The 25,898-nt window shown below is 39.9% G+C and carries 23 protein-coding genes; 4 read left to right on the top strand and 19 right to left on the bottom strand.

Features of this window, described 5'->3' with window-relative positions; genetic code table 11:
- Positions 1–4: 4 nt before the first annotated feature.
- From DYD54_RS11835 to DYD54_RS09480, 5 genes are all read right to left on the bottom strand, one after another.
- Positions 5–871, bottom strand: coding sequence for a hemolysin (locus DYD54_RS11835; RefSeq protein ID WP_115265757.1), 867 nt, complete (start codon positions 869–871; stop codon positions 5–7).
- 74 nt (positions 872–945) lie between these two features.
- Positions 946–1,485 carry an ankyrin repeat domain-containing protein gene (locus DYD54_RS09495; RefSeq protein WP_063515042.1) on the bottom strand — a complete coding sequence of 180 codons (540 nt, stop codon included), beginning with the start codon at positions 1,483–1,485 and terminating at the stop codon, positions 946–948.
- Positions 1,485–1,676, bottom strand: a complete 192-nt coding sequence (locus DYD54_RS09490) for a GH-E family nuclease (RefSeq protein ID WP_063514681.1) — start codon at positions 1,674–1,676, stop codon at positions 1,485–1,487. Before DYD54_RS09490 ends, DYD54_RS09495 begins: the two co-directional genes overlap by 1 nt.
- A gap of 48 nt (positions 1,677–1,724) precedes the next feature.
- Complete coding sequence (locus DYD54_RS09485; RefSeq protein ID WP_063514680.1) at positions 1,725–2,213, bottom strand: hypothetical protein; 489 nt, start codon at positions 2,211–2,213, stop codon at positions 1,725–1,727.
- Positions 2,210–5,167: a pyocin-S2/colicin E7-DNase domain-containing protein gene (locus tag DYD54_RS09480; protein WP_063514679.1), complete on the bottom strand. Its 2,958-nt coding sequence runs from the start codon at positions 5,165–5,167 to the stop codon at positions 2,210–2,212. The genes DYD54_RS09485 and DYD54_RS09480 overlap by 4 nt, the downstream gene beginning before the upstream one ends.
- Between DYD54_RS09480 and DYD54_RS09475 the strand changes: the two genes are divergently transcribed.
- Both DYD54_RS09475 and DYD54_RS09470 read left to right on the top strand, forming a co-directional pair.
- Positions 5,145–5,423, top strand: a complete 279-nt coding sequence (locus DYD54_RS09475; RefSeq protein ID WP_046701467.1) for a hypothetical protein — start codon at positions 5,145–5,147, stop codon at positions 5,421–5,423. The two genes, DYD54_RS09480 and DYD54_RS09475, sit on opposite strands and share 23 nt — an antisense overlap.
- A complete protein-coding gene (locus DYD54_RS09470) occupies positions 5,424–5,915 on the top strand; it encodes a thermonuclease family protein (RefSeq protein ID WP_046701466.1) in 492 nt (163 codons plus the stop codon).
- 42 nt (positions 5,916–5,957) lie between these two features.
- Here the strand turns inward: DYD54_RS09470 and DYD54_RS09465 are convergent, their stop codons facing one another.
- The 14 genes from DYD54_RS09465 to DYD54_RS09395 form a co-directional block, all read right to left on the bottom strand.
- A complete protein-coding gene (locus tag DYD54_RS09465; protein ID WP_046701465.1) occupies positions 5,958–6,431 on the bottom strand; it encodes a hypothetical protein in 474 nt (157 codons plus the stop codon).
- Between the two features lies 1 nt (position 6,432).
- Positions 6,433–7,911, bottom strand: a complete 1,479-nt coding sequence (locus tag DYD54_RS11510) for a polymorphic toxin-type HINT domain-containing protein (RefSeq protein WP_084260692.1) — start codon at positions 7,909–7,911, stop codon at positions 6,433–6,435.
- 166 nt (positions 7,912–8,077) lie between these two features.
- Entirely contained in the window at positions 8,078–8,524 is a 447-nt protein-coding gene (locus tag DYD54_RS09455; protein ID WP_046699401.1) for a hypothetical protein, read from the bottom strand.
- Between the two features lie 2 nt (positions 8,525–8,526).
- On the bottom strand, positions 8,527–9,363 hold the full coding sequence (locus DYD54_RS09450) for a VENN motif pre-toxin domain-containing protein (protein WP_063514678.1): 837 nt from the start codon (positions 9,361–9,363) through the stop codon (positions 8,527–8,529).
- A 128-nt stretch (positions 9,364–9,491) separates the two neighbouring features.
- Positions 9,492–9,953, bottom strand: coding sequence for a hypothetical protein (locus DYD54_RS09445; protein WP_063514677.1), 462 nt, complete (start codon positions 9,951–9,953; stop codon positions 9,492–9,494).
- A gap of 3 nt (positions 9,954–9,956) precedes the next feature.
- Positions 9,957–15,128, bottom strand: coding sequence for a two-partner secretion domain-containing protein (locus DYD54_RS09440; RefSeq protein ID WP_063514676.1), 5,172 nt, complete (start codon positions 15,126–15,128; stop codon positions 9,957–9,959).
- 447 nt (positions 15,129–15,575) lie between these two features.
- On the bottom strand, positions 15,576–15,677 hold the full coding sequence (locus tag DYD54_RS09435; RefSeq protein ID WP_440589626.1) for a recombinase family protein: 102 nt from the start codon (positions 15,675–15,677) through the stop codon (positions 15,576–15,578).
- 223 nt (positions 15,678–15,900) lie between these two features.
- Positions 15,901–16,248: a hypothetical protein gene (locus DYD54_RS09430; protein WP_063514675.1), complete on the bottom strand. Its 348-nt coding sequence runs from the start codon at positions 16,246–16,248 to the stop codon at positions 15,901–15,903.
- A gap of 18 nt (positions 16,249–16,266) precedes the next feature.
- Positions 16,267–17,175, bottom strand: coding sequence for a VENN motif pre-toxin domain-containing protein (locus DYD54_RS09425; RefSeq protein ID WP_063514674.1), 909 nt, complete (start codon positions 17,173–17,175; stop codon positions 16,267–16,269).
- A gap of 304 nt (positions 17,176–17,479) precedes the next feature.
- Positions 17,480–17,779, bottom strand: a complete 300-nt coding sequence (locus tag DYD54_RS09420) for a hypothetical protein (RefSeq protein ID WP_063514673.1) — start codon at positions 17,777–17,779, stop codon at positions 17,480–17,482.
- A gap of 81 nt (positions 17,780–17,860) precedes the next feature.
- A complete protein-coding gene (locus tag DYD54_RS09415; protein ID WP_167541400.1) occupies positions 17,861–18,079 on the bottom strand; it encodes a CPCC family cysteine-rich protein in 219 nt (72 codons plus the stop codon).
- Positions 18,069–18,836 carry a VENN motif pre-toxin domain-containing protein gene (locus tag DYD54_RS11830; RefSeq protein WP_063514672.1) on the bottom strand — a complete coding sequence of 256 codons (768 nt, stop codon included), beginning with the start codon at positions 18,834–18,836 and terminating at the stop codon, positions 18,069–18,071. Before DYD54_RS11830 ends, DYD54_RS09415 begins: the two co-directional genes overlap by 11 nt.
- Before the next feature lie 235 nt (positions 18,837–19,071).
- Positions 19,072–19,494 (bottom strand): hypothetical protein, encoded by a 423-nt coding sequence (locus DYD54_RS09400; RefSeq protein WP_063514671.1) that lies wholly within the window; start codon positions 19,492–19,494, stop codon positions 19,072–19,074.
- A gap of 1 nt (position 19,495) precedes the next feature.
- Positions 19,496–24,364: a two-partner secretion domain-containing protein gene (locus tag DYD54_RS09395; protein WP_063514670.1), complete on the bottom strand. Its 4,869-nt coding sequence runs from the start codon at positions 24,362–24,364 to the stop codon at positions 19,496–19,498.
- 200 nt (positions 24,365–24,564) lie between these two features.
- On the opposite strand from DYD54_RS09395, the gene DYD54_RS09390 reads away from it, so the two are divergent.
- Together DYD54_RS09390 and DYD54_RS09385 are read left to right on the top strand one after the other, a co-directional pair.
- A complete protein-coding gene (locus DYD54_RS09390) occupies positions 24,565–25,362 on the top strand; it encodes a hypothetical protein (RefSeq protein ID WP_063514669.1) in 798 nt (265 codons plus the stop codon).
- Positions 25,326–25,715, top strand: a complete 390-nt coding sequence (locus tag DYD54_RS09385) for a hypothetical protein (protein ID WP_063514668.1) — start codon at positions 25,326–25,328, stop codon at positions 25,713–25,715. Before DYD54_RS09390 ends, DYD54_RS09385 begins: the two co-directional genes overlap by 37 nt.
- Positions 25,716–25,898 lie beyond the last annotated feature (183 nt).

Here is a 25,898-nt window from a genome sequence, read left to right as displayed (position 1 = left end):
TAATTTACCTTGTTGGATAGCGAATTTTTAATGCGGGTGATTTTTTGCCAGGCGGGGTAAAATCAATCGTTGTTCCTTCCGGATTGCTTTTGGATACAGTGCGAAGTTGTACCTTTGAACCGTCTGGCAAAATAACAGTTTGAATTTCGGAGCCATCTTTTGCTGTTCGGGATGCAACTTGCAAATTCTTCGAAATTTTCTTAAAATCAGCGACAGGATCTCTGCCTGACGGCAAATCAATATTGGTAAGACTTTTGCCGCTTGATGTGTCCTTACCAAAATAAATGATGTCATTTATTTTATCTTTAGTGTCTTGTGATACTCCTTGGTAATTGCGGACGGTGGGAGTGCTGACTACAGTAACCTTACTATTTTTTTGACTTTTCTCTGAATTATTTACTTGCTTTCGATTACCACCCCTAACCGACCGCCTCGCAACCGCATCATAAGCTTCTACAACAGAACCTGCAATTTGATGGCCTGCAGTAGCTATAGCAGCTCTTGGCCCATGAATATAAGTAATAAGCGAGCTTTCCAACTGATATAAATACCTAGGAGTGCCTGCATGTTCAATCATATATCGATATTTTTGAGCTCTTAAATGATTACGACAGGCATTATCTGTACACTGACGACTATAATGCTCAATAATGTGTGTAACGCCTTTTTTCCACTCGGCTATTTCTTGAGAAGTCATGCCAGCATGATCATAGCTGATATATTTCCATTGATGTATGATCGAATCACAAGCTGCAGAAGGTCCAGGGGAGCAAAATCTATTATAATGCAGACGAAAGTTTTGTATGTCACCAAATTTTACTAAAGCATTATTCTCCACCGCCACTAAAGCTTCATTCGCTGCGGTATCCACATCAAAGTCATAGAGTAGGGAGATGGCACCTGCGGTAAGGCGAGCGGTGTTTAGGGTGTTGTTGTTATCAGATGCTAAAAATTTTGAGCATATTTTTTCATTAAATTATAGATATCAAACACCCATTGCTCTTCATTTTCTGTTGGCAACCAACTTTCCAAAATGGTTCTATTAGAGCCATCGCCCATCATGCTATGAACATTGCCACCTTTTTTGAGCATCAGTTCAAGTACATCCAACCTATCTTTGGTATAGCCAACCATGGATAAAGGTCTCAATCCATCTTTATTAGGAATATTGGAGTCAGCCCCTGCCTCCAGTAAGGCGATAGCAGCATCAGCATTCTTTGACCGCATGGCATAGTGTAATGGGGTCATACCATAAACATCTTGGGCGTTGATAGGAATACCTTGGTTGATAAGATAGCTGATGGTGACAGGTGGTGGCTCATCAGGATTCATAGAATCCGTGACTTTGTGAAGCCAATTTTTTTTATCTCTATTGACAGTGGATAAGTTGTGTTGGGGGTGTTGTTTTAATAAATTTTCAGCAAGAGTAATATTGCCTAAACATAATGCATCTAAAATCTCCACACCGCTCATATCATAACTCATCATCTAATACCTCTTTTGCGTTTAAATTCATTGATATCATTGATGATGTCTTGTAAATCACCATTGCCAGGTTTCTCATTGCGATGACCCATATTATCCGATGCGTTTTCAAGTCTAAAATAATCAGGACGAGAATTAATCAAGTCATTAAATTGAGTTTGGGTCAGACCTGTTTGCTCTGCAACTAACACTAATCATCTGTATTTATTAAAAATCTACAGCCTACGAGTATATCAAACTTAATTGTGCTCAAAATGGAATACTAAGTTAGATTCATCAAACTCAATCAATCCCATGGATTTCAAAAATTCTTTTTCATCAAGCTGTCCATTTTCCAAAAAACAAGATTTGCTGACAAATAGGCAATCAATCCAATCTTCATTTGGGATTAACTTGCGAAGCTCATTAACAATATCCATTTCCAATTTGTTGTTAAAATTTTTATTTAATAAATCATTGACCAACGAGATAATATATTTATTTCGCTTATACTCATCAGAAAGTTCGTATTCTTCTATTTTTTGGAAAAATTTTTCATAATCTAGTCCATTTTCTTTTGTGCAATAGTCGTTAGTCCAGAAGATATAGTCACCCCATTTTGGGTCTGGCAATATGTCATCCAATTCAAGCATAATATCATTCTCTCTGTCTTCTGAACTTTCAGCATTTAACAATTCTTGTATTAAAGACTTTGCTTTGATGATTTTTTCTGCATTTAGATTACTCATTTTTTACCTCTCTTACTTGTTTTATCAGCATGATCTTTGGGAGTTCTGATAATAATATTATCAAGATTGTAAATTGTATCACCATCTCTGATTTCTATGTTATGATCTAACTCATATCTTTTGTTATTGCCATTATACTGAGATTTTGGAGCAATTGGAGCATTACCTTGTCTCATAAGGGCTAGATTTTGTGGGTTAAAATTTTGAGCAACTGCAGGGTCATTAGCCATTTCTTTCCAAAAAGCACTTCTAAATTCATCAAAATTGCTAAAACTTCTCCCTGATAATTTATCAGCTACTTGTTTTGGCACGGGAGCGGAGTTGCCACCTTTAAACAAACTCTCTCCGATTTTTAATTCTTGCAAACTCGTTGATGAAAATGCTTTTCCTGGACTACTTCGTCGCTCACTTGCTTTTTTTGGTGATGGTAATGTGCCAGCAGGAGTTATCTCTCCACGCTCCACTTTTTTAATAACCTGAGCACCATTAATTTTTGTCGCTCTTCCTTCTGCCTTTAAAACATCCACACCCTCTTGAATGGCACTTTTCATGCCCTTCACATCATTGGCGGATTTGGCAGTATCATAAGCTTTTTTTGCTTTATGAGCTTTTTGAGCTACATCCCCCAAACCAGGTATAAGACCTATGGTTGCAAAAACATAATCACCAGCAGTTTGAGCCTCTGCAAAGCCTTGTATGTCACCGACAATGGGAATAAAGCTAGTACCGATTAAGATGTACTGCTTGTTACGACTGATGGCTTCATACAACTCAAGACTGTAAGAGCCGTCAGTATTATTTACGATTTCATCCCATTCATTGGGATACATCTCTGCAAAAGCATTATTTTGAACCGCCTCCGCTACCACACCAGCAGCCACATTGACATCTTCACCAGCATAAGCAGCAGTGATGCCTGCAATCAGTTTGGCTTGGCTTATGAGTTTGTCTTTTTGTGCTTGGGTTAGGGTGTTTGGGTCATCTACTTGATAATCACCCCACATCTCACCAACGACAGCACCGATGCTGCCTGCTTCACAACGATTTCCTGCCGCTTTGGCAGATAGACAGCCTGTCATGCCAGCGGCAAGTTTATGAGCGACATTACTGATAAGCTCTGTATTATTGATGTCTAGTGGTTTGACACCATGAGTATAAATACCAGCTGCTGCGGCATCCACCAGTTGATTGGTCAGATGTCTTTTTAGGGACTCTTCTAGGCTTTCGCCATAGATTAAGCTATCTGTCAGAGCGTGACCTGCACCTTGTACAAAGGCACGAGTGAATTTATCACCGATGGTGGCAGTGGTCGAGATATCTACTTGCAGAGTCTGAGCTAAGAATTTATCCAGACTGGCAGTTGCCCCAGCTGTCAGCACGGCTCTTGCCATATTTTTGGCAGTTTGTGATTTACCTAGGTCTTTGAGTGTTTTATTGACATCGCCTTTGTTATTGACTAGGGTAGTACCTGCTTGGGTGACTAAGGAGGTGAAGGCAGCATTTGCCATTGCTGCTGTCGCAGAACCTGCTGTGACAGATACGCCCATCGAGCTTAGCACAGACACACCGCCACCAGCCGTTACCATCGATAAAGCAATCGCCAGTAGTGCTGCTCCTGCTGGGGAGAGTCCTTCTTGTTTGTAGTCCCATTCTTCTTGGGCAAGTCTGATGGCGGTGAAGTCCACATCATCACGCTGGATGATGTCACTTAGGTAGTCAAAGCCTGGGTTGTGGCTTAGTCGTGTCAGGACATTGACCAGATGGTCTTTGTCATCTGGGTCGTCTTTGTTGATGGGTACTTGTACAGCCAGACCACCTGTGGCATTGAGAGTGGGGGTAACGCCAATGAATGAGGGCAGCTTGGCATCTTCATTGATATAACCCGACTCTAAAATGGACTGCCAGACTAGATTTTCAAATTGGCGAGATTGACTGACGCTGACGGTTGTGCTGATGGTGTCTAGGATGATCCTAGCATCAGCCACTGCTTTATCACCCACACCCGCCGTGACGCTCGCCCCTTGTAGATTGGCAAAGCGAGTGCCTTGTAGCTGGGTATTGCCTCCTGACTCACTTTGACTATAGTTAGCAATCAGGCTGGTTGGCAGCTCGCTGATGATTTGCTTGCTGTCTTTGGTATTGACTTTTCTATATTTGATGCCAGCAAAGCTAGAAGTCGTTTTAGACTCCACTTCTTTGACATCCACTTCCTGTACAGCATAAAGACCCAAAGCTTCGCCAGCCTTAAGCTGAATTTGACCTGCTGGTGCATTAAATTCAGTAGCATAGGCATATAGATTATCATTCGCCTGCACTGAGATGGCATTGGCGTTTAGCTTGACTGCCTCGCTATCGGCGATTTGCTCTGTGGTAGTTGTGACAGTCACTTTCTTTTTGACACCACCCCAGCTTTTTTTCTTGAAAGTGTTGGTTTCTCTATCATAGATACTGTCTTGACCAGCTTGCAGAATGGTACTGCCAACACTTTGGATGGTAATGCCAGCATCGCCTGCTTGATAAGTGCCGCCTATCAGTAAGATGTTGCTGTCTGATGCTGGCTGTGATGAAGGGTTTCCTGTTTGGGGGTTGCTAATGGCTTGGATGACAATACCATCTTTGGCCGTGATGGTGCTTGGCTGATAATTTTTATGCAATGCATAAGCATCATCTTCAAATTCACCACGCTCATAGACATCGTGCAAGCCCTCAATACTAATAGCAATATCGATGTTTTGGACAGGTGGTATTTGTGACAATAACCGTTTAAACTCGGTCAATTTATCAGTGTCGCCACCCAAAGCGGCTGCATAGGTGCTTTTGAGCTTGGCTTTATGCTCGTCAAGCTTGGTATCGCTATCAAAAGCAGCCTCATCAAAGACAAGCTTGTCAATGATGGCGTTGGCTGTTTGTGTATCTGTATTGCCAGTTTTCTTGCCAAGTAGCGGAAAAGGCATTGAAGCCACTGCTAGCCGCAATGTTAGCCGCTTTAAGTCAAAAGGCAACAAAAAACAGTGGAAAATACACAAATCCAATCGTGATGGCAAGCCTTACAAATCTAAACCGCCAAGCATACAATCCAAAGCCAAGCTTGAGAAGATGAACAAAGAAACGATGAAGGCGTATGAGCAGTACGCCAAAAAACTGCCTGAAGGCGCAGTCAAAAAAACCATTAAAGAATTAGTCAATACCAGCCAAGATAAGGGGCGATAAATGCGATACTTACTATGTTTAGTGGCATTAGGTTTGTCAATACAAGCTTATGCCGACAATACAATCATCATCAAAAATCCGCTCGATGTGAAAATATCGGATGGCGATACACTAAGCTTTCGCATGAAAGGCGATAATGTGCGTGTGCGTTTGGTGGGTATTGATGCACCTGAAAGCAAGCAGCAGTATGGGCGTGAAAGCGCAGCGCAGCTCAAGCATTGCTTGCAAGGTAAAGATATCAAAGTCACCTACAAGAAAAAGGACGGATACGGTCGTTTGCTGGGTAAATTGGTGGTCGATGGGCGTGACTGCAATTACAACCAAGTCGCCGCTGGTGCTGCATGGTGGTATGAAGACTTTGCCAATGAGCAAATTCCCATTGATCGCCAAAAGTACCGCTATGCTCACTACCATGCACAACATAAAAAACTGGGCTTGTGGGGTGCTGGTGATGTGGTCAAACCGTCCGAATGGCGCAAAGCCAATAAATAAATGAAAAGTTCTAGATAATTTTTCTATTTAGTTCAATTAACATTATTTCAGAACAGGAAGTTGATGTATTAAACTCTCAAAAGATCCCCTTGCTAATCTTAATTCTTTATATGTAGAACCTAAGTCAAATGAATAAAATATCCTTTCAGTTTTTCCGCTAAATCCAATATAAATAACCAGGCACCCATAGGAGTAATCATCTGATGCTATTCCAGTTAATTCTGTTGTCTCTATGGAAATTAAATTTGGTAACTCAAGATTATTTAATAATTCTATATCAAATTCTTTTTCACCAAACTCCTGCCCTGTTGTACCGCCACTATAATAGGGTTCTGTTATACTATTTTTTAAATTTGAAAAAATAGTGTGTAAATTATAATTGTCCAATGGCTCCTTTGGGTACCATACTCCATCAAAATAAAATGAAGCACTGCCAAAGTCAGAACCTAAATTTTTATTTAGGCACCATTTTATGCCAATTTTTTTCAAAGGATCAAACAATTCATACGTTGTCATATTATTTTAACCTTTTATTACTTTTATGCTCTGGAAATAACCTTTTCAAAGTAGCCTTTTGTTCATTTGTGAGTTGTAATGGAGCTGATTTATCAGCTGTTGAACCAGCCCAGTGCCAACCATCAGGAGAGTTAGAATTCATAAAACGGTGTATATCGCCATTTTCATCAACAGAAAATCTTTGTTTTCCAATTATTTTACTTTCTTCAAATAATTCAAAAGAGTTTCTCGGCTCAATACCAGCATTCGGACGATTTCCTGTTTGACCTAATGTATGTTTTGGGTTTGACTTATAAGTTTCACCAATTTTTTCCGACTTTTTAGCTTCAGCAACTGGCAAAGGAGACGTTTTAACATCAACCCCACAACAATCCGCATTATGCACCCACACACCCAATCTACCCACATGATAGGTGTGGAAGTCATCTACTTCAATATTATAGACGGTGTCGGTGTGGTTGGGTAGTACAAACTGGCTTATAACTTCAACTTCTTGATTATTTCTATCAAGCAGTATCATCCCTTGTTCTAGCAAGGAGGCTTTTAGCCAGCCTGTGTCTTTAATCCAAAATGGGTGTTCGGCTGTGGTTTCTAGGGTTTCTATGTCTCCTTGATGGTTTTTGACCGTTACTTGGAAAATGGGTTGGTTAGGCGTTGCTTTGGTGGCAATGACAGGACGATAGCCATATTCTAGGGTAATGTCATTTCTTGTCCAAATCAGCTCACCACCTGTGAAGGTTTCAATGGCTTTCAGACCTTTATCAGTTTCAATCAAGGTACCTGCAGTAAAGCAGACTGTGCCAGTGGTGCAGGTAGCTGTATTCCGACTGGTTTTGCTAGCTGTTTCAGGTTTAGGTGTCGGTGTTCTAACCCCTCTTGCTGAAATTGCAGGAAAAAATACTCCACTTTCAACGTTTCTCTTAAACTGTGCAAGATTTAAACAACCATTTCCAGAACTTTCATTACAATATGCCAAATCATGATTTCTTTGGGCATAAGCCAATACTTGATTATACGATTCTGGAATGATGCTAACCTCCCTCAAGAGGGCTGTATAATCTGTTTGTTTTAGTCTATTTTGTATACGAGGTAGGCAAGAAGATGCTTGAGGGCTACTGATACAAGCATCAAACTCTTTGTATGTTTGTTCACTGTTTTCTGCCATTGCTGGCATAATTACTTCTTTGATGAAAGTATATTCATCAAATTTTTTTGTTCTTCTATTTTTTTCAATTAATTTTAAATATATATTAAGATGTTCTTGATATAGTGTATTATTCACCACAGCATGTTTAGCACTCTGTGCTGCCACATCCACATCAAAGTCATAGAGTAGAGCCACAGAGCCTGCGGCAAGTTTTGCGGTGTTTAGGATTTTTTGTTTATCATCATCACTTAGGATAAGGACTTTCTCACCATCAGGTAGGGTGACTTCATGAGCATTGCTCATCCAATCACCCACCATCATCTCACCAATCATTGCTCTTCTTCACAAGACTTGTTTTTGGCTTTACTAAATAGGCAGCCTATTAGTGCTACAAAGTTGGCTTGTAGGCTGGATTAGTCTTGAGAAAACCCAATATTATCAAGGGTGTGCCCTTAAATTTGCTGGAAATTGATTAGCGTTTAAACCAACCTACCGTGCTTCAATGCCCACTTTTGCATTCTGAGTTTCTTGATTGCCACGACAAGGTCAGATATACATAAGGAGTATTCTCAGGTGTTATGCCATTACCTACAATTAACACTATACCTTCCTTACAATACAAAGTTTCATTTACGCCATGTTTGTTCAATTTCCACTCATTCTTTTTTATATTTTCATGTATTGTTTTTATAATATACTCATTTGGATGATAATAATAATAATTAAATGTAACAGCCCCACCGTGTCTATCTAGTTGCCATTGTCTATCTGGCTTTGGCAAGTTATATACAAGACTATCCATTAATGCTGGAAATTTAGTAGTCAATAACTGCTTTCTATCACGATCATTGTGAGGTTTTGACTCATAAAAATCCTTTATCTCAATTACCATATAAAATATAAAAGCAGTGGCAATTATAATATGTAGATATCCGTTGGATCTCATTATTATTTACTCTTTAAGGACAATTGATTTATATCAGCTTGAGAAAGTTGTAAGCCTGTATATTTTAAAGATCCACCTGACATGCCAATTTGGGGTGTACCTACACCATAAGTAACAATGGTGTTGGTTTGAGTTTTGGATATGCCAGCACAAGCTGTATAGCATGCTTGCATATTAAAAGATGACCCAGCGATAATTTTATCTAAATCATCAGCTGAATAATTTCCCCCAATTACATTGCCAAAATTAATTGAGGTTGCTACGCCAGTAAGTATAGATGATGAGGCTGAAACTTCAAATTTGTCAGTAGCATATACCTTGCCATTTTTGGCGTTAATAACCATTGTATAACCATAGATAGAGCCTGATACATTTGTAATTATCATATCTCCAAACTTGGCTATAGCGGAATTCTCACCAAAAATGTCTCTTTTCGTATTCCTGTGTTGTTGCGGGTGCTTCCCTGTCGCATTCCACCTCACCGCCACTAAAGCTTCATTCGCTGCGGTATCCACATCAAAGTCATACAGTAGGGCAATAGAGCCTGCGGCAAGTTTTGCGGTGTTTAGGATTTTTTGTTTATCTTCATCACTTAGGATAAGGACTTTTTCACCATCAGGTAGGGTAACTTCATGAGCATTGCTCATCCAATCACCCACCATCTCACCTATGATAGCACCGACAGCCGCTGCCTCGCAAGACTGGTCTTTGGCTTTGGCAGATAGACAGCCTGTTAAGCCTGCGGCAAGTTTATGAGCGACATTAGTGATAAACTCTGTATCATTGAAGTCCAGTGGTTTGACACCATGAGTATAAATACCAGCTGCTGCAGCATCCACCAGTTGATTGGTCAGATCGGTAGGTTGGGCTCTGCTTGCAAACCCAACAGATTCAATGGGTCGTATCTGAAATGTTGGGTTTCACATTCGTTCAACCCGACCTACTGTGCTGTCTCGCCAGTGTAATTTTATGGTTGATAAAATGTTACCCAAGGTTCAAAATACTCCCCATAAATTTCCACATTAAATTTCATATTGGGGTATTTATTTGATAAATAGCACTCCCAGTTGTTTTTAATTAGGTTTGCAATATTCATTATGGTTTCATCGGATGAGTTATCCATATTATTAAAAAATATCTCTGCAACGTTTGTAGAGTTCCAGTCTTTTTGTCTTTCTGAGTCAGATCTATCAATAGGGTCTTTTTTTTCATAACCCTCTCTAATAATCACTTCTTGTTCACCGTCTATATCAAAAAACACCCTATCGCCTATTTCAAAGATTTTTGGTGTTAATACATTAAGAAATATCTCTATGTCTTCAGGGTAAATCTCAAGATTCATATAGGTACGTAAACTAGAATCTGAATTATATATAGAATCTTGCATTTCTTGCTGCCATTTTTTAAACTTCCAATTATTGGTAAACATTATTTAATCCTCTTTAATATATTGAATTTCATCGGGTCTAGCTGGTCTTGGATTTCCTCTAGGGTTATGCACCTTGACTTCGCCATTGGGTAGATAGTTCCTACCGTATTCTATCACATGAGGAGTGGGGACGCCTCCATGAGCTTTGCCTTTCATATCAACACGCTTAAGAATCATACCTTTACTGTCATATACTGCATAGCTTGTGATAGTGCCGTCATTATCTTGTCTATATAATACAGCATTGGGTTTCTGTCCAGTGAGCTCAAATCGACGGATGGAGGTTCGTGTTGCACCATCCAATGGCTTTTGACTTTTCTCTGAATTATTTACTTGCTTTCGATTGACACCCCTAACCGACCGCCTCGCAACCGCATCATAAGCTTCTACAACAGAACCTGCAATTTGATGACCTGCAGTAGCTATAGCAGCTCTTGGCCCATGAATATAAGTAATAAGCGAGCTTTCCAATTGATACAAATACCTAGGAGTGCCCGCATGTTCAATCATATATCGATATTTTTGAGCTCTTAGATGCTTGCGACATACATCATTTTTGCACTGACGATTATAATGCTCAATAATTTGTGTAACGCCTTTTTCCCACTCGGCTATTTCTTGAGAAGTCATGCCAGCATGATCATAGCTGATATATTTCCATTGATGTATGATCGAATCACAAGCTGCAGAAGGTCCAGGGGAGCAAAATCTATTATAATGCAGACGAAAGTTTTGTATGTCACCAAATTTTACTAAAGCATTATTCTCCACCGCCACCCCAGCTTCATTCGCTGCGGTATCCACATCAAAGTCATAGAGTAGGGCGAAGCTGCCTGCGGCAAGTTTTGCGGTGTTTAGGATTTTTTGTTTATCTTCATCACTTAGGATAAGGACTTTTTCACCATCAGGTAGGGTAACTTCATGAGCATTGCTCATCCAATCACCCACCATCTCACCTATGATAGCACCAACGGCAGCTGCCTCGCAAGACTGGTCTTTGGCTTTGGCAGAGAGGCAGCCTGTCATGCCTGCGGCAAGTTTATGGGTAATGTTATCTATTAGGGTATCTTTGTCCAGTGGTTTGACATAATCGGTAAAGATCTCACTGGCGACCGCATTGGCAACTTCACCACGTAGATTTTTAATTAATGACTTTTCAAGACTGGTACCATATATGGCACTTTCAAGCAGCGCAGTTGAAGTGGCGTTGGCGATACCTTTGCTGATTTTATGGCTAAAATTGTGGGAGTTGGCTATATCACCCACACCAAGACTTTTTGAGAGTGTTTGGTTGATTTTGCTACCAATCCCAGCGCTGGCAATGGCAAAGGTCAGTTGCTTGATGTTTTGTTTACTACCAAGCTCCTTTAATGTTGCCTTAATATCTCCTTGATTGTTGATAAGACTGATACTGGCTGTGCTGACCAGTGATCCAAATGCAGCAGAGCTCATCGCCCCCAAAGTACCTGCTGTGCTAGCAGCGATGCCAGCATTAGTTGCTGAACTCACAATAGATGCCGCAAGTTCCGACCCAAGACCACCTGTCGCATAAGCCACTGCAATCGCCACAATGGCAGCACCAGCACCTGTCAAGCCTTGTTGTTTGTAGTTCCATTCATCGTTACTTAAGATGACTTGTTGCCAGTTGATGTCATCACGATTGATGAGATCGTTTAGATAGCTATACTCTGGTTGACTGGCAAGGGTGATGATTTCATCTTTGAGCTGTCTTTTTTGAGCATCCTTTTCAGATATGGGGATTTGGACATTTAGACCGCCTTTGGCTTCAAAGGTGGGGTTTGTCGGACCTGTAAAGCTTGGCAGCAGGGCAGATTGTTCTATCTTGCCCGTATTTTGTATGCTTTGCCAAATCACAGAGTTGCTATCAGTTTGTGCTTGTTCTTGTAGGGTGCTGATGGCGGCTAATAGATTAATCTTATCACCAGCGTAGAAACTGGCTCCTGACAGATACTCAAAGCGTGTGCCTTCAAGGGTAGTATCACCCTCAGAGCGGCTATTGATGTAGTTTGCCACCAGTGTGGCTGGTAGGGCAGTGATTTGCTGTCTTTGGTTATGATTGTCTGTGGTGTTATAGCGAATGCCTAAGAGTTTTTTCTTGGTATGACTATGCTGTTCATTGCTGTGCTGATTGGTCAGAGCGTATAGGTTGATATCACCTGTGGAGATGAGACGAATATCACCACCTGTGGTTGTCATATCAGCAGCATAGATGTTGATATGACTGTTTGCTTTATTGGCATGGGTTTGCAAGCGTATGTTATTGGCGGTTAGGCTAACCGCATCAGCATCTGCCCACTCGTTGATTGTTGTGGTTGTGGTGTATTTGCGTTTATACCGCTTACCATGTTTGCGTGTGGTTTTATCATAGCCATATTCATGGTCGATGGCAGCATCTAATAACAAATGATGATTGGCAGCAATGGCTAGGTTGCCAGCAGCAGCAACCTGACTGCCTTGCAATACCAGATGTGTATTAGGCTGTTTGGTGGTGGCAGTGATGTTAATGTCTTTGCCAGCGGTCAGTGTGGTTGGCGTATTAAAGGCAATGATGCGATGATAACTATTACCTTGTGAGCCGATTTCATAGTGGTTTTGTAAGCCATCTAAGATGATGCTGGTATTTAGGTTTTGAGAATTTTTACCAGCTTGATTGTTAAACTCATCACTGTTTGGGGCAAATCCTTGAGCATTTAGCGTAATATTGCCAGCAGCATTGATGTTAGCACCACTTGCGATGATGGCATCTTTGGCATGGATGGAGATATCGCCTGTTTGAGTGGTTAGCGATGATGGGATATGTTCATAGCCTGAGGTGTTTTGGGATACCAGCAGAATTTTACGATTTAATTTATCAAGCTTTTGAGTATAATACCAATCATTCATTGCAGCATATAACCGCTGCTTATCTTTGATATATTCTGGATTGCTTTTAATGGCATTAATCTTTTGTTCTAATTGTTGTTTTTGTGAAATAAGCTGTGGTAATGCTTGAGTGGATTTTCCCTTCACAAAATCCCTTCTTGCCCCATCAATCTGTACACTGCCATCCGTGGCATAAACGTTGATGCCTTGCTTGGCGCTGATGTTGGCTGCAGTTAGCGCAACACTTTGCCCTTGTAGGCTAATGTCGCCTTTGGGTGCGTTTAGTTGGCTTGTTAACGTCAGCTTGCCTTGTTTGCTGATTAGGCTGATATCACCTTGATTGCCTGTTTGGGTGAGTTTGGTGCTGTTTGTTAGATTAAAATCTTTGTTGGTTTGTACACTGATATCACCTGCTAGATGGCGTGTGTGGTTGTGGCTTAATAATAATGCGCTGTTGGTTGTGCTGATGTTTAGTTTATCTTGATTATTGATTGCCAAGCTATCAGATTCAATAAGTACTGCACCGCCTTGAAGGCTGACATTGCCCTTAATGGTGTATGTTCCATCCACCACATCACTGACCACGCCTTTGGCGCTAAACTGACTGTTTGTACTGGTTTGATTGGCTTTGGTGTGAATGGTGGTGTGTTTATCTGAGTTGATTTGACTGCTTGTAAAGTTTAGGTTTTGATTGGAGCTAACTTGGCTGTTTTGTTTGCTTGTAATGGTTGTGTTTGTTAGGGTTTGGTTTAAATTAGCAAAGCTTGAGATGTTACCTGTTGCAACCAGTTTATTATTGGCATGAGTTAAATCACCATGTAGATTGGCGGTGGTGATGTGTCCTTTGGTGGTGAGCGTGTTATTGGTGAGTATGGCGGTGTATTTTTGTTTTTGATTGTTAGCTTGGTTGCTGTTAGCGTTAGCAACAATTACTTCAATATTTTTACCAGCAGTTAGCGTGCTGTTTGTGAAAGTTAGGTTTTGTTTGGCATTGGCACCAATATCACCTGTTTTGGTGGTGATGACAGCTTGATTGGCAGTAATGGTTGGTGCTGACAGTGTAATGTTGGTATTGGCTTGTAAGTTTGGGTTTTGAACAGCTGCCTGATTATTATTTGGACTGTTATGCTGCTTAATCTCAATAGTGGTATTACTGGCAAGATTAATACCGCCTGTTTGTGCTTGTGACTTGCCTGTGTGGGTGATTTTACCATCACTGCTGATGTGAATGCTTCGTTTGGCGGTTAGCGCTCCTGCTGTGTTTACACCCATACCCTTATCTGTACCAATCAGGGTGATGCTACCAGCACTCATGCCACCCAGTAGCTTGACATCAATGGCGGTGGTGGGGTTTTTGTTGGTGTTTGTTGTTGTAGCTTGACTGTTTTGGTTGGGATTTGGCGTGATATGCCCTGTATCACTGATTTGATTGCTGCCTGCTACTGCTGTGATGGCGTGTTCTGCTTGTATCTGAGCATTAATACTGACAGCTTTGGCATATAGATTAACGTAGTCAGCGGTATGCGTCTCACCAAGTCCGATGATTTGTTTGTCGGTGTTGTTTGGATTATTGCTTGTATTATTATTTGAATTAGCAGTTGTTTTAGGCGCATTGATGGTAATGCTGCCTTGAGTGATATTGTGGCTAAATCGCCCTTGCTCTTGATGGGCGATGTGTCCTGTGGATAAGGTAGCTTCATGGACATTGATGAAATTTGCCCCTGCAACATTAATGCCTGATGGATTAGCGATAATGACTTTTGCCTTTTGACCTGCCACCTCAAGCGTACCTGTCAGCTGACTTGCTTTATTGCTACGCACTTCATTGATGATGGTATGAGCTTCACCTTGTTTTAAAAATGGATTGCCAGCAACTGCTCCTGCAAGCTGCGTCTGGCTGCCTGTACGAGCATTATTTAAGATAGCACCTTGAGCATGAACATCAAACTGGCTGTATTTGTTGTGTGAGATGCCCTGATTGGGTGTTTGAATTTGTACCACAGGGATGGTTTGACCAGCACTGTTTTTAGTAGCTGCAATGATGGGTTTTTGGTTATTGGTGGCGGCTGGATCGGCTTTGATGTTGGCAAGGCTTGCATTTGAGGCACCGAGAAAGAAAGCTATGATGGCAGTGTGTAGGGCGGTTAACCGCATCACTTTGCCTTGATTGGAACTTAAAGGTAAAAACCCACCAAAACCAGAAGATTTACCATCAGATTTAGACTTTTCAGAAACAACCACCAACCGAGCCAGTGTCTTGCTGAATATGACACGAAAGCGGTTACGATTCATGATGACCCCTGGTGAAGGCTTGATTTAACTGGATGTCCATCTACCAATAAATGAATTAAGAATGAAGGGTGTTTTATAAGAGTTACGATTTTACTTGATTAAAATTAAATAGACAAGAGAATCTTTATAAAACAAACAAAGTTTTTACCACGGACCACATTTAATCTGACAGCCGATGCCCTTTTTGTGGGCAACTGTCAGATGAAGTCTGAATTACTACATATAAGATGATGAGCCACCAAGCAATGATAAATGCAATTCTTATTTTGTTTTAGTCTTTTTCACATAGCGATTTGTTGTTGGTAAATATGCCCTAAAATATTTTGCCACAGAGGCTAAGGTCATTTGCCTGTCGTTCTCAAGCGAACTGTTCTTTTCATCAAGCATGAAACTTAATTATTCAAGCTGCTTTTTATCCGATGCAGGCTTTCTCCCTTTGTATCTTCCTTATTTCTTAGCTTTTTCAATACCTTTTTGGTTGAGTTTTTTGATGATGGCAAGCAAATCATCAAAATCCCTTGCCAGACGGTCAAGACTATGAACAATCACTGTATCGCCATGTGGCAGTTTCTATATCTAACCATAATAAGCAGTAATCTTAGTTTGGAGATATTGCCATTTTTATTTATTTTAGTTTATATTTGAGATAAATTAAATTATCAAAAATAAGACTTTTATAAAAATGTTTTTAATAAGAAACCTAATAAAACACTGTAAAAATATAAGGTTTTCATTGCAATCAAGGCTATATTTATAAGCTTTTAGTATCCTATTAACCTTCCCATGGAAATTTTTCAATATAAAAATCATCAACAACAGTTAGTATTCCCCCTTTTTTGCAGACAAGATCTTTTTCATAATTAACCCAAAATACACCAAAGACTTGATCTATATCTATTTTTTCAAGAATTTCCATACTTATATCAAAGGGAAAATTATTTTGTAAAGCAATGTAGCTATCAAAAAACCAAGAACTATCTTGTTTCGTGTACATTTCCACACATCCATCTTCTAAATAATCTTTAGCAAGAACTCTCATAAATTCTCCATCAATATCAAAAGCAGCGTGTAGCTTATCTGTATCAGTTTCTGTAAAATACCCAAGATAAATACGATGCATAAAATTACTCCTTAAAGGTTATTTTGGTAATGGAATATTGGGAATGCTCCAACGCTGACCCAGTTTTATTAGACCAGCACGAAATTCTTGTAAATTGCGACTATTGTCAATAAGAACACCAAGCTCATAATGAAAAGCGCCCGAACCTTTGCCACCGTGAGCACCTTTTTGACCACCACTAGGAAGATCTTTGGGAATAATCCAAGTCAAATTCTTGATTTTGGTACGATAAGACCAAACTTCATCAGCTCTCACGTCCCACCTCTGAAATTTATCAGCTTTTGCAACCATCATCCATTCATGATATCCACCTGGCTTTCTTAAAACAGAGACTATCTTTGATTGAGCCTGGGCATTAGACCACAACTGAGCAAATTCCTTTGGAGACATATTATCGAAAATAACTTGGATTTGTCTATAGTTTAGCTTTGTAAAGTCAGTTTTATTAATTGTTGCTAGACTTAATGCATATTTATCATGCTTGCGAAAACTGCTAGTAATTTCTGCCGATTTTCGAGCAATCTCTGTTTTACCCTTATTGTTAAAATCTGCACCAATCACAAGATCAATTGCAGCAATCAATCTATCAGAAGAGGAATGCCCTTTTCCAAATACGGTATATAAATCACCTGCAATACCGATCAGCTCATCAGCACCTTGTTCTTTTAATAGTCGAACAATATCGTTACTTGTTGCTTTTTTACCGAGTTTTTTATAGCCACGATAAACCTTGGCTAAAATTTTTCCTGTTGAAGATAGTAGTCTTAGATTGTTATTTTCAACGGCAACCTTGACTGATTTAGTGGCGATATCTACATCATAACCAGTATAAGCCGTAACTACACTGCCCGCTAACTGGGCATATAACTGTATTTTCTCCTCATCGTCAGCATAAAAGTAATTTGTTGTGGAAGCTAATTCAGCCACTACCTCACCAACGGCAGCACCAACCGTAACAGCCTCGCAAGACTGGTCTTTTGCTTTGGCGGCGACACAACCTGTTAGACCTGCGGCAAGTTTGCAAGAGAGGTTGTTGGTATCTACCTAAGGAACTAGCAAATTCAAAGATTGGGGATAAAAATGCTAGGTTTTATTTCCTCAACCCAACCTACCGAGCTGGACTTAAAACAACTCATTTTTTAAGAATCGGACATTATCATCTTCTAATAATTTCCAGATTTTGCCTCATACCAACGAGTTGGGGTTATAGCCCCATCAAAATAGTAATTTTTTATTTTTGATAAAAATCATTTTTTATCATATCCATAATTAATAAGCAATCATTATAACTTCTTATAAACAAAGATATGCTATTAGGAAATTCTTCCCAAATAATCTTAATGGCTTTATCTTGAAAATATATTTGACCAATTCCAAAATCAATGTATTGCTCATAATAATCATAAAGTAAATTATTTTTTTTACAAAAATTTTCTATAGTATCTCCAATACTATTATGAAAACAATGCATACATTCTGAAGGAATCTCTATTTCCAATATATACATATTATCCGATTTTACAATATTCATACTATCTATTAAAGCCTTAGAGTATCGAAAACTTACTATTTAAACACCGCCGGAAATTTTTCTTAGTGTAGGCATGCTCAATCACCTTTTACCTTTTTGTAATAAATAATTTTTTCTATATTCTTCAATAGATAATCCATTAGCACCGCCACAGTAATCTGGGTCTATTATTTGAATTTTATCATATTGCCATAAACATATTGGGCATATATCAAATTCTTCATCTTGATGAAATTTTGCTTGATTACAACACGGACATAAAAATTCATCATCATTAATAAATGTTATCTTATTGAGCATTCCAATATTTCTCCTTATCTTTTGGCTTAAACATTGTCTTAATATTACCATTTTTATCTTTGATAGCAAAAGTATTCGTAGATGGTTGATAAAAAAGAACATCCCCATTAGATCTAGTTTTTGTTAAGGTTCCAGCAGGTGGATTTTCCACAAAATCTCTTGCAAATCTATAATAGTCATTCTGAAATCTTAATTCAGGAAATTCACTTTTGTGTTTATTCCAATGAATAGTTAAATTTTGATTAAAATCTCGTGGTTTTCCTTGCGACCAAGTATAACCATAACTATCGTCCCTATAAACATTATTCTCAACCCTCCTAGCCTCCGCTAACACTTTTTTAGCAGCCTCTTTGCTTTCAAAAGTCTTGCTAAGAATTTTCCCTCCAGCTTTAATCACATATCTGCCAGCACCACCAGTTACAACTGCAATAGCAATTTCCTCTGGAGTGGTTGGTATAATGAACAAGCCTATTTGTCTGAGGGTTTCAAGGCTTTTCTTACCGTGATATTTACCACAGTCGGAAGTTGATATACCCAGTTGCCTACATTCAGCTTGTTGATTTTTGGACATTGAGCCATAATTGGGGTAAGAGCTATTCCACCTCACCGCCTCCGCTGCCACACCAGCAGCCACATTGACATCTTCACCAGCATAAGCAGCAGTGATGCCTGCAATCAGTTTGGCTTGGCTTATGAGTTTGTCTTTTTGTGCTTGGGTTAGGGTGTTTGGGTCATCTACTTGATAATCACCCCGCATTTCATCTATGATAGCACCAACCGCAGCAGCCTCGCAAGACTGGTCTTTTGCTTTGGCGGATAGACAGTAGCATAAGGTGGATTCAGTTCATCCTGCAGTACTTAGCCTTTATTCAGCCAAAGTTATTTTGACATCAAAGTCTTGCTTGTCTTATGATTGTATTGACAAATATCACTACTATCTTTCCATTATCGTGTTTCATTTTAGCTTGCATTTTTAAAATTTGTACCAAATATCATTTTATACATTTATTATTTAATTCTATTAACCATTTTTTATCCCTGTCATGAATCTGGTTTATTTTTTTATACATGTGTTCATATTTAATAGTATCAATATCTTTTTCAATGATATTCTCTTTTAGATTTATTCTTGATAAAATCAGTCTGTCATCAAGGTAACACCAGCCACTCGCTCCAGATCCACCTGATATATATGTATAGTATAAATAACCATCGTCGACAGTGTAGTCATTAACAAAATCTTCTGCCATGTAGTAATTGTTTTTATCGTACCCGCTTAAAACATAGTTAAAAACAGGTATCTGACTAGCAGATTTTGTGATAGTGTAGTTGCCAATTTTTCTATCTGCAAATTCATAAAAAACAATCAGTGCAAGAAATATCGATATGATTACATAAATAATTTTTAACTTCATGTTACTTCCCTAGAATAACCTTTCCGACTGGTATAATTTTAAATTTCTTGCCATTGCCAGGACGACCTAATATCGTTGCTGTATTTCTAATAGGATATTCACGCCATGATTTTATATCAAAATCATATTCATCTGGTATAATACGGTATTCTTCAGTACCAATAGGTCGACTTAAAGTTACATTTCCTAAAACTGTCCATTCTGCATTCCTTACCATTGTTGTAGCAGAGTGTATTTCTTCTCCTGGCACGCTTTTATTATTTTTCCATGGTTCATTCGCTCTGGTTAACTTAACACGAATTGGTTCTTTAAATTTCACATGTAGAACCAAATTTTCATCAGTATTGATAAGGAATAAATAATCTGCGACATTTTTATTAAATGGAATTTCACCACTTTCTATTTTGCTAACCAACAGCTTGTCATTATCGCTAAATTCTCTTCTAAGACTAGCAATGCTACGCACTTTATTCTGATAAGTACCATTCCACCTCACCGCCTCCGCTACCACACCAGCAGCCACATTGACATCTTCACCAGCATAAGCAGCAGTGATGCCTGCAATCAGTTTGGCTTGGCTTATGAGTTTGTCTTTTTGTGCTTGGGTTAGGGTGTTTGGGTCATCTACTTGATAATCACCCCACATCTCACCAACGACAGCACCGATGCTGCCTGCTTCACAACGATTTCCTGCCGCTTTGGCAGAGAGGCAGCCTGTCATGCCTGCGGCAAGTTTATGGGTAATGTTATCTATTAGGGTATCTTTGTCCAGTGGTTTGACATAATCGGTAAAGATCTCACTGGCGACCGCATTGGCAACTTCACCACGTAGATTTTTAATTAATGACTTTTCAAGACTGGTACCATATATGGCACTTTCAAGCAGCGCAGTTGAAGTGGCGTTGGCGATACCTTTGCTGATTTTATGGCTAAAATTGTGGGAGTTGGCTATATCACCCACACCAAGACTTTTTGAGAGTGTTTGGTTGATTTTGCTACCAATCCCAGCGCTGGCAATGGCAAAGGTCAGTTGCTTGATGTTTTGTTTACTACCAAGCTCCTTTAATGTTGCCTTAATATCTCCTTGATTGTTGATAAGACTGATACTGGCTGTGCTGACCAGTGATCCAAATGCAGCAGAGCTCATCGCCCCCAAAGTACCTGCTGTGCTAGCAGCGATGCCAGCATTAGTTGCTGAACTCACAATAGATGCCGCAAGTTCCGACCCAAGACCACCTGTCGCATAAGCCACTGCAATCGCCACAATGGCAGCACCAGCACCTGTCAAGCCTTGTTGTTTGTAGTTCCATTCATCGTTACTTAAGATGACTTGTTGCCAGTTGATGTCATCACGATTGATGAGATCGTTTAGATAGCTATACTCTGGTTGACTGGCAAGGGTGATGATTTCATCTTTGAGCTGTCTTTTTTGAGCATCCTTTTCAGATATGGGGATTTGGACATTTAGACCGCCTTTGGCTTCAAAGGTGGGGTTTGTCGGACCTGTAAAGCTTGGCAGCAGGGCAGATTGTTCTATCTTGCCCGTATTTTGTATGCTTTGCCAAATCACAGAGTTGCTATCAGTTTGTGCTTGTTCTTGTAGGGTGCTGATGGCGGCTAATAGATTAATCTTATCACCAGCGTAGAAACTGGCTCCTGACAGATACTCAAAGCGTGTGCCTTCAAGGGTAGTATCACCCTCAGAGCGGCTATTGATGTAGTTTGCCACCAGTGTGGCTGGTAGGGCAGTGATTTGCTGTCTTTGGTTATGATTGTCTGTGGTGTTATAGCGAATGCCTAAGAGTTTTTTCTTGGTATGACTATGCTGTTCATTGCTGTGCTGATTGGTCAGAGCGTATAGGTTGATATCACCTGTGGAGATGAGACGAATATCACCACCTGTGGTTGTCATATCAGCAGCATAGATGTTGATATGACTGTTTGCTTTATTGGCATGGGTTTGCAAGCGTATGTTATTGGCGGTTAGGCTAACCGCATCAGCATCTGCCCACTCGTTGATTGTTGTGGTTGTGGTGTATTTGCGTTTATACCGCTTACCATGTTTGCGTGTGGTTTTATCATAGCCATATTCATGGTCGATGGCAGCATCTAATAACAAATGATGATTGGCAGCAATGGCTAGGTTGCCAGCAGCAGCAACCTGACTGCCTTGCAATACCAGATGTGTATTAGGCTGTTTGGTGGTGGCAGTGATGTTAATGTCTTTGCCAGCGGTCAGTGTGGTTGGCGTATTAAAGGCAATGATGCGATGATAACTATTACCTTGTGAGCCGATTTCATAGTGGTTTTGTAAGCCATCTAAGATGATGCTGGTATTTAGGTTTTGAGAATTTTTACCAGCTTGATTGTTAAACTCATCACTGTTTGGGGCAAATCCTTGAGCATTTAGCGTAATATTGCCAGCAGCATTGATGTTAGCACCACTTGCGATGATGGCATCTTTGGCATGGATGGAGATATCGCCTGTTTGAGTGGTTAGCGATGATGGGATATGTTCATAGCCTGAGGTGTTTTGGGATACCAGCAGAATTTTACGATTTAATTTATCAAGCTTTTGAGTATAATACCAATCATTCATTGCAGCATATAACCGCTGCTTATCTTTGATATATTCTGGATTGCTTTTAATGGCATTAATCTTTTGTTCTAATTGTTGTTTTTGTGAAATAAGCTGTGGTAATGCTTGAGTGGATTTTCCCTTCACAAAATCCCTTCTTGCCCCATCAATCTGTACACTGCCATCCGTGGCATAAACGTTGATGCCTTGCTTGGCGCTGATGTTGGCTGCAGTTAGCGCAACACTTTGCCCTTGTAGGCTAATGTCGCCTTTGGGTGCGTTTAGTTGGCTTGTTAACGTCAGCTTGCCTTGTTTGCTGATTAGGCTGATATCACCTTGATTGCCTGTTTGGGTGAGTTTGGTGCTGTTTGTTAGATTAAAATCTTTGTTGGTTTGTACACTGATATCACCTGCTAGATGGCGTGTGTGGTTGTGGCTTAATAATAATGCGCTGTTGGTTGTGCTGATGTTTAGTTTATCTTGATTATTGATTGCCAAGCTATCAGATTCAATAAGTACTGCACCGCCTTGAAGGCTGACATTGCCCTTAATGGTGTATGTTCCATCCACCACATCACTGACCACGCCTTTGGCGCTAAACTGACTGTTTGTACTGGTTTGATTGGCTTTGGTGTGAATGGTGGTGTGTTTATCTGAGTTGATTTGACTGCTTGTAAAGTTTAGGTTTTGATTGGAGCTAACTTGGCTGTTTTGTTTGCTTGTAATGGTTGTGTTTGTTAGGGTTTGGTTTAAATTAGCAAAGCTTGAGATGTTACCTGTTGCAACCAGTTTATTATTGGCATGAGTTAAATCACCATGTAGATTGGCGGTGGTGATGTGTCCTTTGGTGGTGAGCGTGTTATTGGTGAGTATGGCGGTGTATTTTTGTTTTTGATTGTTAGCTTGGTTGCTGTTAGCGTTAGCAACAATTACTTCAATATTTTTACCAGCAGTTAGCGTGCTGTTTGTGAAAGTTAGGTTTTGTTTGGCATTGGCACCAATATCACCTGTTTTGGTGGTGATGACAGCTTGATTGGCAGTAATGGTTGGTGCTGACAGTGTAATGTTGGTATTGGCTTGTAAGTTTGGGTTTTGAACAGCTGCCTGATTATTATTTGGACTGTTATGCTGCTTAATCTCAATAGTGGTATTACTGGCAAGATTAATACCGCCTGTTTGTGCTTGTGACTTGCCTGTGTGGGTGATTTTACCATCACTGCTGATGTGAATGCTTCGTTTGGCGGTTAGCGCTCCTGCTGTGTTTACACCCATACCCTTATCTGTACCAATCAGGGTGATGCTACCAGCACTCATGCCACCCAGTAGCTTGACATCAATGGCGGTGGTGGGGTTTTTGTTGGTGTTTGTTGTTGTAGCTTGACTGTTTTGGTTGGGATTTGGCGTGATATGCCCTGTATCACTGATTTGATTGCTGCCTGCTACTGCTGTGATGGCGTGTTCTGCTTGTATCTGAGCATTAATACTGACAGCTTTGGCATATAGATTAACGTAGTCAGCGGTATGCGTCTCACCAAGTCCGATGATTTGTTTGTCGGTGTTGTTTGGATTATTGCTTGTATTATTATTTGAATTAGCAGTTGTTTTAGGCGCATTGATGGTAATGCTGCCTTGAGTGATATTGTGGCTAAATCGCCCTTGCTCTTGATGGGCGATGTGTCCTGTGGATAAGGTAGCTTCATGGACATTGATGAAATTTGCCCCTGCAACATTAATGCCTGATGGATTAGCGATAATGACTTTTGCCTTTTGACCTGCCACCTCAAGCGTACCTGTCAGCTGACTTGCTTTATTGCTACGCACTTCATTGATGATGGTATGAGCTTCACCTTGTTTTAAAAATGGATTGCCAGCAACTGCTCCTGCAAGCTGCGTCTGGCTGCCTGTACGAGCATTATTTAAGATAGCACCTTGAGCATGAACATCAAACTGGCTGTATTTGTTGTGTGAGATGCCCTGATTGGGTGTTTGAATTTGTACCACAGGGATGGTTTGACCAGCACTGTTTTTAGTAGCTGCAATGATGGGTTTTTGGTTATTGGTGGCGGCTGGATCGGCTTTGATGTTGGCAAGGCTTGCATTTGAGGCACCGAGAAAGAAAGCTATGATGGCAGTGTGTAGGGCGGTTAACCGCATCACTTTGCCTTGATTGGAACTTAAAGGTAAAAACCCACCAAAACCAGAAGATTTACCATCAGATTTAGACTTTTCAGAAACAACCACCAACCGAGCCAGTGTCTTGCTGAATATGACACGAAAGCGGTTACGATTCATGATGACCCCTGGTGAAGGCTTGATTTAACTGGATGTCCATCTACCAATAAATGAATTAAGAATGAAGGGTGTTTTATAAGAGTTACGATTTTACTTGATTAAAATCAGATAAACAAGGGCGTTGTCATCGTTATGGACAATTATTTGACGTGGTTGTGATTAACTTTTTGAACAAACGCAATTAAGCCGACCAGAGAATTTTGGAATTACTTGGCGAAAAATTTAAGTTATTTGACGGCGTATTTGGTGCTTCTGATGAAATATTGGGGCGTATAGAAAATGGCATTGATTTTGAAAAACGCATTAGTCAAATTTACGATAAATGTCGTACTTCCGATGAAATCAAAACCGCTTTTAATGAATTGCAAAAAGAACTGGAAAGTCAAATTCAGGCAAATCTGGAACGAGCGGGCAGTCAAATTTTGGATTATTTTGACGAAGATGTGCAAGAAAAACTAAAACTGCAATTGTCGCAAAGTCAAAGACTGTTGGATAAAACCAGTCGTTATTTTTGGTTAGCCACGCAATTTGCTTTAAATAATCAAGCCCATTTTGATGAAAAAAACCGCAGTTTTTATTTGCACAGCCCGCCAAAAGGCTTTCAGGCTGCTAGTTATGTTTTGCAAGCTCAAAATGAGCAAAGAGGACATGATTATCGCCTACATCACCCGCTTGGCGAGTATTGTTTATCCGTTTGTCAAAATACCCACACACCGACAGTTTCACTTTGCTTTGACTATATCAATCATCACAGCAAACTATCTATTATTGAACAAAACCAAGGGCAATCAGGTTGGCTTTGGGTGGATAAAGTGGGGTTTATGGCGAAAAACAAACACATGAAGAAATTGTTTTTACCGCCTGCACCGAACAAGGTGAGTGGCTGGACGATGATTTTTGCCAAAAACTACTGGGTATTGAAGCACAAAGTGATGGAGAGAATAAATCCATTCCAGAGCATTTGGAGAAAAATGCCCAACAAGCCATTGCTTCCCTAACCGCACGTCATAGCGAAAGCCAAAGTATTTTATTAAAACAAGAAAGTCAAAGACTAGACAAATGGGCGGAAGATAAAATAAAAGCCAGTGAACAAGAGATTGCCGATATTGATGAGAAAATCAAACAGATCAAACGCGATAAAAATCAAGCTAGAAATTTGGAGGAATTAGCACAAATAGAAGGCGATTTAAAAAATACAGAGAGGCAACGACGTCGTTTACGCCAATCTTTATTTGATGTGCAGGATGAAATTGAAGAGCAACGAGATGAATTGTTTAGCAGAATACAATCTCAATTAACCCAAGATACAAAGATTGCACATCTATTCACCATACAGTGGACAATAAATTAACCACTTTCCCTACAAATTAAATTGGTAAAATATAGTATCGGTGCTGGATTGTGGCAGATATAAGGCGCGGTTACTTCTTAATATTTGCAGCCTCAGCATTGTATTACTTCCTACAGTCAGCAATACAATGCCTTTGGTTTTTTTATAAAAAGAGTGCTAGTTTATCAATCTACAGCAAATCAG

It is taken from the genome of Moraxella ovis, from assembly GCF_900453105.1.
GTDB lineage: Bacteria > Pseudomonadota > Gammaproteobacteria > Pseudomonadales > Moraxellaceae > Moraxella > Moraxella ovis.
This window is presented reverse-complemented; position numbering and strand designations above follow the sequence as displayed.

Excerpts from the sequence above, each read along its gene's own strand:
- DYD54_RS09430 (WP_063514675.1), bottom strand. The coding sequence starts at position 16,248 with ATGCATCGTATTTATCTTGGGTATTTTACAGAAACTGATACAGATAAG.
- DYD54_RS09485 (WP_063514680.1), bottom strand. The coding sequence starts at position 2,213 with ATGAGTAATCTAAATGCAGAAAAAATCATCAAAGCAAAGTCTTTAATA.
- DYD54_RS09415 (WP_167541400.1), bottom strand. The coding sequence starts at position 18,079 with ATGCTCAATAAGATAACATTTATTAATGATGATGAATTTTTATGTCCG.
- DYD54_RS09395 (WP_063514670.1), bottom strand. The coding sequence starts at position 24,364 with ATGAATCGTAACCGCTTTCGTGTCATATTCAGCAAGACACTGGCTCGG.
- DYD54_RS09445 (WP_063514677.1), bottom strand. The coding sequence starts at position 9,953 with ATGTTTACCAATAATTGGAAGTTTAAAAAATGGCAGCAAGAAATGCAA.
- DYD54_RS09400 (WP_063514671.1), bottom strand. The coding sequence starts at position 19,494 with ATGAAGTTAAAAATTATTTATGTAATCATATCGATATTTCTTGCACTG.
- DYD54_RS11830 (WP_063514672.1), bottom strand. The coding sequence starts at position 18,836 with ATGCGGGGTGATTATCAAGTAGATGACCCAAACACCCTAACCCAAGCA.
- DYD54_RS09470 (WP_046701466.1), top strand. The coding sequence starts at position 5,424 with ATGCGATACTTACTATGTTTAGTGGCATTAGGTTTGTCAATACAAGCT.
- DYD54_RS09440 (WP_063514676.1), bottom strand. The coding sequence starts at position 15,128 with ATGAATCGTAACCGCTTTCGTGTCATATTCAGCAAGACACTGGCTCGG.
- DYD54_RS09420 (WP_063514673.1), bottom strand. The coding sequence starts at position 17,779 with ATGAATATTGTAAAATCGGATAATATGTATATATTGGAAATAGAGATT.
- DYD54_RS09495 (WP_063515042.1), bottom strand. The coding sequence starts at position 1,485 with ATGAGTTATGATATGAGCGGTGTGGAGATTTTAGATGCATTATGTTTA.
- DYD54_RS09480 (WP_063514679.1), bottom strand. The coding sequence starts at position 5,167 with ATGCCTTTTCCGCTACTTGGCAAGAAAACTGGCAATACAGATACACAA.
- DYD54_RS09465 (WP_046701465.1), bottom strand. The coding sequence starts at position 6,431 with ATGACAACGTATGAATTGTTTGATCCTTTGAAAAAAATTGGCATAAAA.
- DYD54_RS11510 (WP_084260692.1), bottom strand. The coding sequence starts at position 7,911 with ATGATTGGTGAGATGATGGTGGGTGATTGGATGAGCAATGCTCATGAA.
- DYD54_RS09455 (WP_046699401.1), bottom strand. The coding sequence starts at position 8,524 with ATGAGATCCAACGGATATCTACATATTATAATTGCCACTGCTTTTATA.